10 protein-coding genes are annotated in these 13,642 nt (G+C 71.0%); 8 read left to right on the forward strand and 2 right to left on the reverse strand.

All coding sequences use genetic code 11. The features are described from left to right. Positions 1-113: 113 nt before the first annotated feature. From G3I19_RS27675 to G3I19_RS27705, 7 genes are all read left to right on the forward strand, one after another. On the forward strand, positions 114-1,178 hold the full coding sequence (locus G3I19_RS27675) for a phytanoyl-CoA dioxygenase family protein (protein ID WP_164266444.1): 1,065 nt from the start codon (positions 114-116) through the stop codon (positions 1,176-1,178). Then, on the forward strand, positions 1,160-2,467 hold the full coding sequence (locus G3I19_RS27680; RefSeq protein WP_164266445.1) for a DUF6271 family protein: 1,308 nt from the start codon (positions 1,160-1,162) through the stop codon (positions 2,465-2,467). The genes G3I19_RS27675 and G3I19_RS27680 overlap by 19 nt, the downstream gene beginning before the upstream one ends. Further along, entirely contained in the window at positions 2,457-3,677 is a 1,221-nt protein-coding gene (locus G3I19_RS27685; RefSeq protein WP_164266446.1) for a type III PLP-dependent enzyme, read from the forward strand. The genes G3I19_RS27680 and G3I19_RS27685 overlap by 11 nt, the downstream gene beginning before the upstream one ends. Continuing rightward, on the forward strand, positions 3,674-4,168 hold the full coding sequence (locus G3I19_RS27690; RefSeq protein ID WP_164266447.1) for a GNAT family N-acetyltransferase: 495 nt from the start codon (positions 3,674-3,676) through the stop codon (positions 4,166-4,168). Before G3I19_RS27685 ends, G3I19_RS27690 begins: the two co-directional genes overlap by 4 nt. A 1-nt stretch (position 4,169) precedes the next feature. Next, positions 4,170-5,417, forward strand: a complete 1,248-nt coding sequence (locus G3I19_RS27695; protein WP_164266448.1) for an MFS transporter — start codon at positions 4,170-4,172, stop codon at positions 5,415-5,417. 698 nt (positions 5,418-6,115) lie between these two features. After that, complete coding sequence (locus tag G3I19_RS27700; RefSeq protein ID WP_164266449.1) at positions 6,116-7,201, forward strand: aromatic ring-hydroxylating dioxygenase subunit alpha; 1,086 nt, start codon at positions 6,116-6,118, stop codon at positions 7,199-7,201. 12 nt (positions 7,202-7,213) lie between these two features. Further along, positions 7,214-8,206: a PDR/VanB family oxidoreductase gene (locus G3I19_RS27705; RefSeq protein WP_164266450.1), complete on the forward strand. Its 993-nt coding sequence runs from the start codon at positions 7,214-7,216 to the stop codon at positions 8,204-8,206. A 154-nt stretch (positions 8,207-8,360) separates the two neighbouring features. Here the strand turns inward: G3I19_RS27705 and G3I19_RS27710 are convergent, their stop codons facing one another. After that, positions 8,361-9,038: an HNH endonuclease family protein gene (locus tag G3I19_RS27710; protein ID WP_164266453.1), complete on the reverse strand. Its 678-nt coding sequence runs from the start codon at positions 9,036-9,038 to the stop codon at positions 8,361-8,363. A gap of 189 nt (positions 9,039-9,227) precedes the next feature. Further along, entirely contained in the window at positions 9,228-12,767 is a 3,540-nt protein-coding gene (mfd, locus tag G3I19_RS27715) for a transcription-repair coupling factor (protein WP_164266451.1), read from the reverse strand. A 271-nt stretch (positions 12,768-13,038) separates the two neighbouring features. Between mfd and G3I19_RS27720 the strand changes: the two genes are divergently transcribed. Continuing rightward, a complete protein-coding gene (locus G3I19_RS27720) occupies positions 13,039-13,530 on the forward strand; it encodes a SigE family RNA polymerase sigma factor (RefSeq protein ID WP_164266452.1) in 492 nt (163 codons plus the stop codon). Positions 13,531-13,642: the final 112 nt, after the last annotated feature.

Raw genomic sequence — 13,642 nt, forward strand, 5'->3', positions numbered from 1 at the left:
CGGCACCCTCCCCGCGGCCCCGCCCCCGGCTGCGGCCGCGCGTGACGCGCCGCCGCACGGCCGCGCCCGATCCATTCAGAGCAGAACCAGCACCTCATACCTGGAGTGGTTGCATGCCGACGTCCGACCCCTACCTGTATCGAGCCGCATCGGACATCCCCTATTTCAGTACGGACGGGGAGGCGTACCTGGCGCAGACACCGTTGCGCGACATCAAGAAGTCGCAGCCGCTGCGCGTCCTTTCGGAGGAGGACTTCGCCTTCTGGCAGACCTACGGCTACGTCGTGGTGAAGGAGGCGATACCGGCTGCCGCCGCGCGGCGCCTGCTGGACTTCACCTGGGACTTCCAGGGGCTCGACCCCGACCGGCCCGACACCTGGTACGCCGACCGGGAGTTCCGCTCCGACCTGGACCGGGAACTGCACATCTACGGTTTCGTGGAGGCGTACCACCACCAGCTGATCTGGGACAGCCGCCAGGCGCAGCGCGTCCACGACGCGTTCACCGACGTGTGGGACTGCGAGGAGCTGTGGGTCACCCTGGACCGGCTCAATCTGAACCCGCCGAACATCAAGAACCGTGACCGCGCGCTGATCGCGCCCACGGACGAGGGGTTCGACATCGAGCTGCACTGGGACGTCGACACCACGCTCAGTGTGCTGCCGCAGCGCGTCCAGGGCATCATCGCGCTCAACGACACCGAGCCGGAGCGGGGCGGCTTCCAGTGCTCGCCCGAGCTGTTCCGGCAGTTCGACCGGTGGAAGCTCGCGCAGCCGGCCGGCCGGGACCCGATCAGGCCCGGCACCGACCGCGCGGAGTTCCCCGTCGTCCAGCCGGAACTCGAGGCGGGCGATCTGCTGATCTGGAACGGCCTGCTCGCCCACGGGGTCGCGCGCAACATCTCGGAGAGCGGCGTCCGCGCCGTCCAGTACCTCTCGATGATGCCCGCGCTGGAGTCCCACCAGGAGATGCGGAAGTCCCGGATCGAATCCTGGCGCACCCTCTCCACACCGGACTGGAACAAGACGCTGGTCGGCGATGCCGTCCGGCACGAATCCCTCAGGTACGGCGCAGCCGAACTGAGCGGCCTCGGCGCGCGGCTGCTGGGGCTCGAATCCTGGGGCGACCGGAACACCGAGCGGTCAACCGGAGAACTGGCATGCACCGAATCTGTCTGACCCTTCCCACCAACAGGGCGTGCGCCGACACGATTTCGGCGATGCGCGCCGAGGCGCGGTACGCGGCCGACCACTTCGGCGTCGAAGCGCATCTGCTGATCCTGGACTCGTCGGACGAGCGGGACTTCGCCGGGCACGCGGACGTGGCCGGCCGGCCCACCGGGACGCCGCAAGTGATCGTGCACCATCTGGGCGAAGCACAGCAGCGCTCCTTACTGCGCCGGTTGATCAGTGAAGCCGATGTGCCCAAGCCCGATCTGCTGCTCGACCTGATGCTGCCCGCCGGGGTGTCGTACGGCGCCTGCACGAACCGCGCATTCCTGTTCGCCGCCGCGCTCGGCTGCGACTCCGTGCACCGCAGGGACTCGGACAGCACCTATCAGACGCTGGACGGCGAGCCGGTGTTCCCCGTCCACCATGAGCTGATGTCGCTCGGGAAGCGGGCGCTCGACGCGGTGGACGGGGTGTCCGGGACCCGGCTCGACCCGGCCCACGCACAGCGGACGGTGTCCCTGGTCGGCGCCTCCTTCGTGGGTGAACTGTCCGTCGACATCGGCGAGATCCAGCGCCTCGACCCGGCCGTCTACCACGACGTCGTCAGTCTCTGGGCCCCGCGCGAGTGGCCGGACGAGGCAAAGGACCAGCTGGTCGCCGAGGCGTTCACCGGGGCGGGCACCGAACCGTTCACCGGGGACCACTCGGTCGTCGGCCCGGTCGACCCGATGCGGGTGGACATGTGCAACATCAGCTTCCACCGCGATGTCTACGAGAGCGTGCCGCTGCCGCCGGCCACCGACACCATCGGCAGCGACTACTTCCTCATGCATCTGGTCCACGACGCGGGGCTGCCGGGCGTCCTGCACAACCGGCACATCGTGAACTACTACACCGGGGAACGGCGCACCGACGCCGGATTCATGGCGTACCAGCTGCGGTTGGTGAAGTTCTTCCTGTCGATGCTCTATTTCAACTCCGTGTACGAGCGGCTTGCGGCGGCGGGCGAGGCACTGCTCGACGGCGAGCTGCGGCTCCGCGCCGACACGGTCGTCGAGTTCGTCGGGGACAGCAGCTGGCTGGACCGGGAGGAGAACGAGGAGCGGCTGCGCACCATCGGCCGCTCCTACCGGAAACTCGGCGGCCGGTACGCCGAGTTCGCCGACCTGCTGGCGGCACGCGGCGACCGGCTCCTGAACGAGGCCCAGCAGGACATGGAGGATTTCGCGCTGCTGATCCAGGCGTGGGGACCACTGATACGGGTGAGCAGAGAAGCGGGCATCCATGAGCACTAGGCATCTGAACACCCCCTTGCGGGAAGCACTGTCCGCGGCGTCCGACGACCGGATCGTCTTCGATCTCGGCGGAATCCGCGAGCGGTACACGACGCTGACCTGGGAACTGCCGGGCGTGGCCGTCCGGTTCGCGATGAAAGCCTGCCCGGTGGACGAGGTACTCGACTGTCTGGCCGAGCAGGGCGCCGGGTTCGACGCGGCGGGCCCGCACGAGATCGAGCGGGCCATCAGGACCGGGGTGCCGGTCGGCCGCATCCACTACGGCAACACCATCAAGTCCGACCTGAACATCGCGGACGCGTACCGGCTCGGCGTCCGGGACTTCGCGACCGACAGCGTGGAGGACGTGGCGGCCATCGCCGCCCACGCCCCCGGTGCGCGGGTGTTCTGCCGGCTGGCCACCAGTGGCGACGGCGCGCTCTGGGGGCTCAGCAAGAAGTTCGGCTGCTCGGGGACCGATGCCGTACGCGTGCTGGAGTCGGCCCGGGGCGCGGGGCTGACACCCGCCGGGCTCTCCGTGCACGTCGGCTCGCAGCAGATGACCGCCGAGGCGTGGGAGAGCGCGTTCGGGCGGCTCGCCGCCGTCCTGGTGGACCTGCGGGACCGGGGGATCCACCTCGACCACATCAATCTCGGCGGCGGGCTGCCCGCGCTCGGCTATCTCGACAGCCGGGGCCGCCCGCTGGACCCGCCGCTGGACAAGATCTTCGCGGCGATCCGGGAGGGCATGCGGCAGCTGCGGGCGGTGTCCGCCGCCCCGCTGGACTTCGTCATGGAGCCGGGCCGCCATCTGGTCGCCGACCAGGGCGCCATCCGTGCCCATGTGGCCCGGCTGTCCACCCGGGAGCAGCTGAACGGCGAACGCCAGCACTGGCTGTATCTGAGCTGCGGCAAGTTCAACGGGCTGTACGAGATGGACCAGCTCCAGTACCGCCTGGTCTTCCCCTCCCACCCGGGGGCGCCCACCGTGCCCGCCGTGGTCGCGGGCCCCACCTGCGACAGCGACGACGCCTACGCCCATGAGCACCGGCTCGTCCAGGTCCCCGAAGGCATCGCCTCGGGGGACCCGGTGTGGGTCCTGTCGTCCGGCGCCTACGCCACCAGTTACGCGACACAGGGCTTCAACGGCTTCAGCCCGCTCCCGTACACCGTCATACGCGGGCTGCCGGCCGGCACCGGATCACCGGCGGCGAAGGAGCTGCCGTCATGAGCCCGGACATCGAGATACGCAACATCACCGCCGACGACTGGAGCAGCATCGCGGCGCTGGAAGCCAGTACGTACGCGGACGACGCCCTCTCGGAGGGGCGGGCCGCGCTGGAGTCCCGGGCCCGGCCCTCACCGGCCACCTGCTTCGTGCTGCGCCTCGACCGCAGGACGGCAGGCTATCTGCTGGCACTGCCCTACCCGCTGTTCCAGTACCCCGATCTGACCCGGTCGGAGAAGACCGTCTTCCGCTCGCCCAATCTGCATCTGCACGATCTCGTCATCGCCGAACGGCTGCGCGGCAGAGGGCTGGCGAAGCGGCTGCTGCAGCACCTCACGGCGACCGCACGCTCGAAGACCCACGAACGCATCTCCCTCATCTCCGTCGCGGGCAGCGAGACCTTCTGGTCGGCGAACGGATACGCGGCCCATCGCGACATCGCGCTCCCCGGAAGCTACGGGGCGAACGCGGTGTACATGTCCAAGGCGGTATGAAGTGACCCACCAAGACGTCGAGACCGGCCCGCGTCCCGCGGACCAGGCCGCCACCACCGGAGAGCGGCGGCGCCCCGTCGACCTGATCCGCGTACGCGACCCGTTCCGCAGGGCGCAGCTGGCGATCGCCGCGCTCTTCTGCTTCCTGGGCTTCCAGTACGGGACGTGGGCGTCACGTCTGCCCACGCTCAAGGCGCGGCTCGACCTGTCCGAGGCGGATCTCGGCCTGCTCCTGATGGCCTGCGGTGCGGGCGCCGCGGTGTCGTTCCCGCTCGTCACCGTGCTGATGAGACGGCTCGGCTCCCGCCGTCTGGCCTCGCTGTCCGCGCTCTGCCTCGGGCTGCTCCTGCTGGCGCTGGCCGTGGTGCCCGACTATCCGGTCGCCGTGGCCATCGTGGGCTGCGACGGAATCGCCGTCGGCTGTCTGAACGTCGCCATGAACGCGCAGGGAGCCGCGCTGGAGGCCACGTACGGGCGTACGGCCATGGCCCGGCTGCACGCCACGTTCAGCGCCGGGTCGCTGGGCGCCGCGCTGCTGGCGTCCGGGGTGAACACGCTGACCGGTTCGCTGGCCGCCCACTTCGGTGCGGCGGCCGTGATCCTGCTGCTGCTCGTCGGGTACGCCCAGACCGGGCTGCTGACGAAGGACCAGCAGCCCGCGGAGAAGGAGAAGAAGAGCCGGAGCCGCCGCCGGCCGGCCATGCCGGCGCGGATGACGCTGTGGATGGGGTGCGCGATGGCGTTCGGCACCGTCACCGAGGGCGCCATGAACGACTGGTCGGCGCTCTATATGAAGGACGTACTCAAGGCGGCGGCGTCGGTGGCCCCGCTGGGCATCGCCGTGGTCTCGGTGATGATGGTGCTGGCCCGTATCTTCGCCGACGGCTGGCGGACCCGCTGGGGCGACGGGCGGATCGTCCTGACCGGCAGCGTGCTGGCGGGCACGGGGCTGGCGCTCGCCCTGCTGGCGGGCGGGGTGGTTCCGGCACTCATCGGATTCGCCTGCGTCGGCCCGGGCGTGGCGGCCGTGACGCCCTGTGTGTACGTCGCGGCCGCACGGCAGGGCTCGGAGGCACTGGCGCTGGTCGCCGCGATGGGGACCGTGGGCCTGCTGGCCGGGCCCGCGGTGATCGGTTTCATCGCCAACGCCGGCGGCCTGGTGTGGGGCATGGGCGCGGTGGCGGCAGCCGCGCTCCTGGTCTCCGTGTGCGCCACCCGGATCCGCTGGGTGCCGGTGGCCGAGAACTGACCGAACGGGCCGACCATGGCCCCGTGTCCGACCATGGCCCCGGCCCGACGGAACCTCCTGGAGGATCCGTCGGGCCGGGGCCTTCACGTCTCTCTCCGCCCCTCACCACCGGACCCGCACCGCACCGCACCCGCACGGCTCCGTGTCTTCCTACAGGCCCCGCCCATGGCTGCCTCGTACCTTTCGGTGCTCCGACACAGTGGTTTCGGCGGAGCGGGGCTGTAGTGTCCAAGCGTTGGCCCCAGCCGGACGATCCGGGCCAACTGACGCACACAGCAACACAGTTGAGTGCACCGCAGCTGAGTGCACCGCACAGGAAGGGAGCGCCGTGAGCTTCGAAGACCTCGCGGGAAGCTACTCTTCCGTGGCGCGCGGCACCGCCTGGACACGTGGCCGTGTCGCCCATGACCACAACGGACTCCAGGCCCCGAGACAGCACGGCTGAGACGCGGCCGCACTCCGTTCGCAGCCCGCGCTCCCCTCACCGCCCGCGCCCCGCTCCGGTGGTGCGCTGACGCACCGGCCTCCGGGGCGCCTTCCGGCCTGCCGCTGCGCGTTCTCCCTCCCTCACCGCCCTCCCCGTGCCTTCCCGGTCCGGTGCGGCGTGTGCTCCGGCATGCGTCCGCCCGGCCGACGGCACCACCTGTCCAGCTGCTCGTGACCCTCACCCAACACCCATCACTCGCAAGGGGATACCCATGACCACGGCCGCCTCCACCACCGCCAGCGACTCCGCCGCCTCTGCCCCCGCCCTGCCCCGGGACTGCACCTTCGACGCCGAGGACTGGGCGATCCTGGCCCAGCACTGGTACCCCGTCGCCCTGTCGCGGGAAGTCGGCGACGCCCCTGTCCCCGTACGCCTCCTGGACGAGACCCTCGTGGCCTACCGGGTGGACGGCGCCGTCGTCGTCGCCCACGACATCTGCCCGCACCGCGGTGTCCCGCTCAGCCTCGGCGCCGGCGACGGCCGGGGCATCACCTGCGCGTACCACGGCCTGCGCTTCGGGGCCGGCGGACTGTGCACCGCGGTCCCCGCGCACCCCTCCTCGAAGATCCCGGCGAAACTGAACCTGCGGACGTACCCGGCCGTCGAGCGGTACGGGCTGGTGTGGATCTGCCTGCGCCCCACCCCCGAGATGATCGCGGACCCCGCGGGTGAGGCCGTCATCCCGTCCATGGAGCACTGGGACGACGCCGGGTTCCAGCAGATCAACTGCCCGCCCATCGACATCGGTGCGTTCGCCGGCCGCCAGATCGAGGGCTTCATCGACGTCGCCCACTTCGGGTTCATCCACGTCGACTCGTTCGGCGACCCGGAGAACACCCGGGTGCCCGACTACACCGCGATCCGTACCGAGCACGGGTTCTCCGCCGCGTACGTGTGCACCGTGAGCAACTACCCCAACGGTACGAAGACGCCCCCCGAAGGCTTCGAGTGGCTGCGCCACTTCAGCGTGCACCTGCCGTTCACGGCGACGCTCGTCGTGCACTACCCGGAGGACGGCCTGCTGAACATCATGAACGCCGCATCGCCCATGTCGGCCCGGCAGACCCGGATGTTCTGCCCGATCGCCCGCAACTTCGACACCGGCCTCCCGGTGCAGGACGTGTACGACTTCAACCGGCAGGTCTTCGAGGAGGACGCGACCATCGTCGAGGTCCAGAAGCCGGAGAACCTGCCCCTGGACCCGAAGCTGGAGGTCCACATCCCGGCCGACCGCAGTTCCATCGCCTACCGGCAGGGTCTGCGCAGCCTCGGTCTCAGCCACTTCTTCACCGCCTGACGGGGGACGGTCATGAGCGCTCCGACGAGCATCGACGCCGTGGTCCACGCGATCACCCCGGCCTCCGCATCCGGCGGCTGCCGCACCTTCGAACTCCGCCCGCCCGACGGCGGCACCTTCCCGCCCTTCGACGCCGGTGCCCACATCGACGTCCACGCCGGGCCGTCCCTGATCCGCCAGTACTCCCTCCTCGGCTCACCGCAGGAGCGCGACCGCTACCTGATCTGCGTACGCCGGGACCCGGGCGGCCGGGGCGGTTCCCGTGCGATGCACGAGGCGGTCACCGTGGGGCAGCGGCTGCGGATCTCCGCCCCGCGCAACCACTTCCCGCTCGCCGACGCGGCCCGCCATGTCCTGGTGGCCGGCGGAATCGGCATCACTCCGCTGCTGTCCATGGCCGATGTACTGGTCCGGCGGCAGGCCGAGTTCACGTTCCACTACTACGCGTCGACGCGGTCCGAGGCCCCGCTCCTCGACCGGCTGCGGGCCCCCGGCCTCACGGGCCGCGCCGAGGTCCACTACGACGACGTCGACGGCGGTATCCGTGCCGGGCTGCCGGCCGCGCTGAGCACCCCGGACCCGGAGGCGGCCGTACATCTCTGCGGCCCCGGCGGGTTCATGGACCACGTGATCAAGGAGGCCACCGCGGCGGGGTGGCGCGACGACCAGCTGCACATCGAGCGGTTCGCGCCCGCCACCCCGGGCGCGGCCCGGCTCGCCGCCGAGGGCTCCACCGGGGCCGAGTTCGCCGTACGGATCGCGAGTACCGGGCTGAGCTACCCGGTGCCGGGCGACCGTTCGATCGCCGACGTACTGGCCGCCAACGGCGTCGAGGTGGAACTCTCGTGCGAGCAGGGGATGTGCGGGGCCTGCCTGACCCCCGTACTCGCCGGCGAGCCCGACCACCGCGACGAGGTGCAGACCCCGGCCGAGCGGGCGGCGAACGACCGGATCACCATCTGCTGCTCACGCTCCCGCAGCCCGGAGCTGGTGCTCGACCTCTGAGCGGGTGAGACACCGGGCGGGGAGGGCCGGCCGGGCACGGCAGGACCGGATCGGAACGGCCGGCTCCACCGACCCAGCCGGCCCAGCCCACTCGGCCGACCCAGCCGACCCGGCCCGCTCAGCCCGCTCGACCCACTGCGCCTGCTCGGCCCGCTCAGCCGGTGGGCAGCTTCTCGGACGGGCAGCCGGAGAGGATCCGCTTCATCGCGTTCTTCTCCGCGCCCGTCACCCACAGCGCGTACTTCTTCTTCACCGCCACCTGCCGCGCGACATAGCCGCACCGCGCCGGCTTGTATGCGGGCAGCCAGGTCGCCGTGTCACCGTCGCCCTTGCTGCGGTTGGTGGAGGAGTCGACGGCCAGCAGGTTCAGCGGATCGTTCGCGAGGGCGGTCCGCTTCGCCTTGTCCCACTGCTGGGCGCCCTTCTGCCAGGCGTCGGAGAGCGCCACGACATGGTCGATGTCGACCTTGCTGTGCCCGCGTACGAAGTCGATCGTCGTCCCGGTGTAGGGGTCCTTGACGAGCGTTCCCGACGCGACCTGGCAGTCACCGCTCTTGTACCGGACGTCCCGCAGATCGCGCTTGAGTACGTCGTCCCGGGTCGGGCAGTGGTTGTGGTCGGTGTCCGTCCAGGCACTGCCGAACTCCTTGCGCGCGTAACCGGTCTTGGGCGCACGCCCCTTGACGGTCAGGGCGTCGGCGGCGGCGAGCGCGGACCCGTGCGCCGCTTTCCCCGCGGGCCCGGCGGGAGCCCCGGACGAGCCGGATGAACCAGCCGAGCCCAGGTCACCGCTCTTGCAGCCACCGAGGGCGAGCGCGGCGGCGACGGCCATGACTGCGGGGAGGGCGGAGCGCGTACGTATCAAGGAGAGCCGTCCTGAGGGCTGGGGAGCGTGACCGCACAATCCTAGAGATGACTGCCCGGGGCACTCGACGGCACACCTGACGAACACCCGGCCGCCCCGCGGCCCGGCGCAGGGCAAGGCCGCGGGGCGGGTGCCGGAGAAGGCCGTACCCAGGCCTCACGACCCCAGGATCGACGCCAGGAACTCCCCCGTCCACGACAGGAGTTCGCGGCCCACCACCGGCTTTCCGCCGATCTTGCCTGCCGTCGGGCGCGGTACCAGGATCTGGTGGGCCGCCGCCTTGATGACCGTACGGGGGTAGAGCCGCTTGAGGCGCAGCTCCTGGGACTCCCTCAGTTCCACCGGCGCGAACCGGATGTTGGGGCCCTGGAGGACGATCTCGCCGACCCCGCACGCCCGTGCCAGCATCCGCAGGCCCGCCACGAGCAGCAGGTTCTCGACCTGCTCCGGCAGCTTGCCGTAACGGTCGGTCAGCTCCTCGCGTACCGCCCTGATGTCCTCGTCCGTGGTCGCGGACGCGATCGAGCGGTACGCCTGGAGGCGCAGCCGCTCGCCGGGCGCGTACTCGTGCGGGACGTGCGCGTCGACCGGCAGCTCGATCTTGACCTCCAGCGGCTGCTCCTCCTCGACTCCCCCGTCGACCGCCGTGCGGTAGTCGGCCACCGCCTCGCCGACCATCCGGATGTACAGGTCGAAGCCGACGCCCGCGATATGGCCGGACTGCTCGCCGCCGAGCATGTTGCCCGCGCCGCGGATCTCCAGGTCCTTCATCGCGACGTACATGCCCGCGCCCATCTCGGTGTGCTGGGCGATCGTCGCGAGCCGCTCGTGCGCGGTCTCCGTGAGCGGCTTCTCCGGCGGGTACAGGAAGTACGCGTATCCGCGGTCGCGGCCACGGCCGACCCGGCCGCGCAGCTGGTGCAGCTGGGACAGGCCGAAGTTGTCACCGCGCTCCACGATCAGCGTGTTGGCGTTCGCGATGTCGATCCCGGACTCCACGATCGTCGTGGAGACCAGCACGTCGAACTTCTTCTCCCAGAAGTCGACCACGACCTGCTCCAGGGCGCTCTCGCCCATCTGCCCGTGCGCGGTCTGGATGCGCGCCTCCGGGACGATCTCGCGCAGCCGGGCGGCGGCCCGGTCGATCGAGTCGACCCGGTTGTGGATGTAGAACACCTGCCCCTCGCGGAGCAGTTCACGGCGGACCGCGGCGCCGATCTGCTTCTCCTCGTACGGGCCGACGAAGGTCAGCACCGGGTGCCGCTCCTCCGGGGGCGTGGTGATGGTCGACATCTCACGGATGCCGGTCACCGCCATTTCCAGGGTCCTGGGGATCGGGGTCGCGGACATCGTCAGGACGTCGACATTGGCCCGCAGCTTCTTCAGCTGCTCCTTGTGCTCGACACCGAACCGCTGCTCCTCGTCCACGATGACCAGGCCCAGGTCCTTGAACTTCGTCTCCGACGAGAAGAGCCGGTGCGTGCCGATGACCATGTCGACCGAGCCGTCCCGCAGCCCCTCCAGGGTCGCCTTCGCCTCGGTGTCCGACTGGAACCGGCTCAGCGCCCGTACGACCACAGGGAACTGCGCGTACCGCTCGGTGAACGTGCCGAAGTGCTGCTGTACGAGGAGCGTCGTCGGGACGAGGACCGCCACCTGCTTGCCGTCCTGGACGGCCTTGAACGCGGCGCGCACCGCGATCTCGGTCTTGCCGTACCCGACGTCGCCGCAGATCAGCCGGTCCATCGGGACCGTCTTCTCCATGTCCTCCTTGACCTCGGCGATCGTGGAGAGCTGGTCGGGCGTCTCCACGTACGGGAAGGCGTCCTCCAGCTCCCGCTGCCAGGGGGTGTCCTGGGCGAAGGAGTGGCCGGGCGCCGCCATCCGCGCCGAGTACAGCTTGATCAGGTCACCGGCGATCTCCTTGACGGCCTTCTTGGCGCGCGCCTTGGTCTTCGTCCAGTCGGAGCCGCCGAGCCGGTGCAGCGTGGGGGCCTCACCGCCCACGTACTTGGTGACCTGCTCCAGCTGGTCGGTGGGGATGTACAGCCGGTCGCCCGGCTGGCCGCGCTTGGCCGGCGCGTACTCGACGAGCAGATACTCACGGGTCGCGCCCTGCACCGTGCGCTGCACCATCTCGATGTAGCGGCCCACACCGTGCTGCTCATGGACGATGAAGTCGCCCGTCTCCAGCGTCAGCGGGTCGATGGACTTCCGGCGCCTGACCGGCATCCGGCCCAGGTCCTTGGACGCGGTGCGCTGTCCTGTGAGGTCGGTCTCGGAGAGCACCGCGAGCTTGATCGCCGGGTCGATGAACCCGTGGTCGACCGAACCGCACGAGACATGCACGACCGAGGGCGTCAGCTCGCCCAGATCGGTGTCGAGCCGGGCCGCGATGCCCTCGCCGCCGAGGACCTCGACCGTACGGGCCGCGGGGCCGTGGCCCTCGGTGAGATACACCGTGCGCCAGCCGTCCGCGATCCAGCCCTTGGTGTCGGCGAGGGCCCGCGCGGTGTCGCCCCGGTAGGTCTCCGGGGCGTGCATCCCCAGCTTGATGGTGTCGTCCGCGATCTCATCGTCGGCGGCGAACGGGCTCACCGTCCACCACATCATGCCCAGCTCGCGGGCATGATCGCGGACATCGGCGATGCCCCGGAGCGAGGCCGCGCCCACATCGATGGGGGCGTCGCCGCCACCGGCGGTGGCCGCCCAGGACGCCTGCAGGAACTCCTGCGATGTCGCCACCAGATCGGCCGCCCGGCTGCGGACCCGCTCCGGGTCGCAGACCACGGTCATGGAGCCGGCCGGCAGCACATCGAGCAGCAGCTCCATGTCGTCCACCAGAACCGGAGCCAGCGACTCCATGCCCTCGACCGCGATCCCCTGGGCGATCTTGTCGAGCAGCTCAGCCAGCTCCGGGTGGGCCAGCGCCAGCGCGGCCGCCCGCTCCCGTACGTCGTCGGTCAGCAGCAGCTCACGGCAGGGCGGCGCCCACAGCCCGTGCTCGGCGATCTCCAGGGAGCGCTGGTCGGCGACCTTGAAGTAACGGATCTCCTCGACCTCGTCGCCCCAGAACTCCACCCGCAGGGGGTGCTCCTCGGTCGGCGGGAACACATCGAGGATGCCGCCCCTGACGGCGAACTCGCCGCGCTTCTCGACCAGTTCCACCCGGGCGTACGCGGCGGCCGCCAGCGCCTCGGTGATCTCCGGCAGATCGGCGGACGAACCCGGCCGCAGCGAGACGGGCTCCAGCTCGCCGAGCCCCTTGACCTGCGGCTGGAGCACGGACCTGATCGGCGCGACGACCACGCTGACCGGGCCGGCGGACGGGTCGTCGGCGCGCGGGTGCGCCAGCCTGCGCAGCACCGCGATCCGCCGGCCCACGGTGTCGGAGCGGGGCGAGAGCCGCTCGTGCGGCAGCGTCTCCCAGGACGGGTACTCCACCACCGCGTCCTCCTCGTCCGCGGGGAGGAACGAGCGCAGCGCGGCGGCCAGGTCCTCGGCCTCGCGGCCGGTCGCGGTCACCGCCAGCACCGTGCGCCGGGTCTCCCGGGCCAGCGCCGCGACGGCGAAGGGCCGGGCGGCGGGCGGGCCGACCAGATCGACATGCATCCGGTGCCCGTCGCCGGCGGCCTTCACCGCTTCGGCGAGCGCGGGGTCCGAGATGGCGGCATCGAGCAGACCGTGCAAGCTCATGAAGAACGCTTTCCGTCCGGGGTGGTGGTGCGGGTGGTGCGGGGTGCAACGCGAAGGGCCCGACACGTCGCACGGGCCGGGGGCTCTCCAGCGTACGACTTCACGAAGAAGTCGGCGTCCCATGTCAACCGGACCGGCCTCCCCGTCGTATTCACCCATGAGACCTGTGCACGGCCAGGACGAGACCTGTGCACGCCCGAGACCGCGACTGAGAACGCGACCGAGACCGCGACCGAGACACCGCCGAGACCTGTCCACGCCTGGGAGCCGCATGACCGTCGAGGAGTTCGAGGAGTTCTACGCTCACTCCGCGAAACAGCTGGTGGGACAGGTGTACCTGATGACCGGCGACCTCCATGAGGCCCAGGACGTGGTGCAGGAGGCGTTCGTACGGGCCTGGGGGCGGCGCTCCGCGCTGTACCGGGACGCGGGCCCCGAGGCATGGATACGCACGGTGGCCTGGCGGCTCGCCGTGAGCCGCTGGCGCAGGCGGGGCCGGAGCGCCGACGCCTGGCGCCGGCACAGCGACAGCCGCCCGTCGACCGTGCCCGAGCCCGATCCGGGCACCGTCGCCGTGGTCTCGGCCCTGCGGCAGCTGACCGAGCGGCAGCGGCGGGTGGCGGTCCTGCACTACGTGTGCGACCTCACCGTCGAGCAGGTGGCCGCCGAGACGGGGCTGTCGGCGGGGACCGTCAAGACCCATCTCTCCCGCGCCCGGGCCTCGCTCGCGCCGCATCTCTCCGAGGAGGAGCACGGTGTCTGAGACCGAGTACCAGCCCGCGTACGAGGACGGGCTCCGCGCCCGCCCCGGGGCCGATCACGCGCTGGCCCGGGCCATGAAGCAGGCCGCCGAATCGGCCGGCCGGGCAGCCGCG

It is taken from the genome of Streptomyces sp. SID10853 (genome assembly GCF_010548145.1).
Taxonomy (GTDB): domain Bacteria; phylum Actinomycetota; class Actinomycetes; order Streptomycetales; family Streptomycetaceae; genus Streptomyces.

Coding starts and splice junctions, on each gene's coding strand:
- G3I19_RS27710 (WP_164266453.1), bottom strand. CDS start 9,038: ATGGCCGTCGCCGCCGCGCTCGCCCTCGGTGGCTGCAAGAGCGGTGAC.
- G3I19_RS27680 (WP_164266445.1), top strand. CDS start 1,160: ATGCACCGAATCTGTCTGACCCTTCCCACCAACAGGGCGTGCGCCGAC.
- G3I19_RS27675 (WP_164266444.1), top strand. CDS start 114: ATGCCGACGTCCGACCCCTACCTGTATCGAGCCGCATCGGACATCCCC.
- G3I19_RS27705 (WP_164266450.1), top strand. CDS start 7,214: ATGAGCGCTCCGACGAGCATCGACGCCGTGGTCCACGCGATCACCCCG.
- G3I19_RS27700 (WP_164266449.1), top strand. CDS start 6,116: ATGACCACGGCCGCCTCCACCACCGCCAGCGACTCCGCCGCCTCTGCC.
- G3I19_RS27685 (WP_164266446.1), top strand. CDS start 2,457: ATGAGCACTAGGCATCTGAACACCCCCTTGCGGGAAGCACTGTCCGCG.
- G3I19_RS27690 (WP_164266447.1), top strand. CDS start 3,674: ATGAGCCCGGACATCGAGATACGCAACATCACCGCCGACGACTGGAGC.
- G3I19_RS27720 (WP_164266452.1), top strand. CDS start 13,039: ATGACCGTCGAGGAGTTCGAGGAGTTCTACGCTCACTCCGCGAAACAG.
- mfd (WP_164266451.1), bottom strand. CDS start 12,767: ATGAGCTTGCACGGTCTGCTCGATGCCGCCATCTCGGACCCCGCGCTC.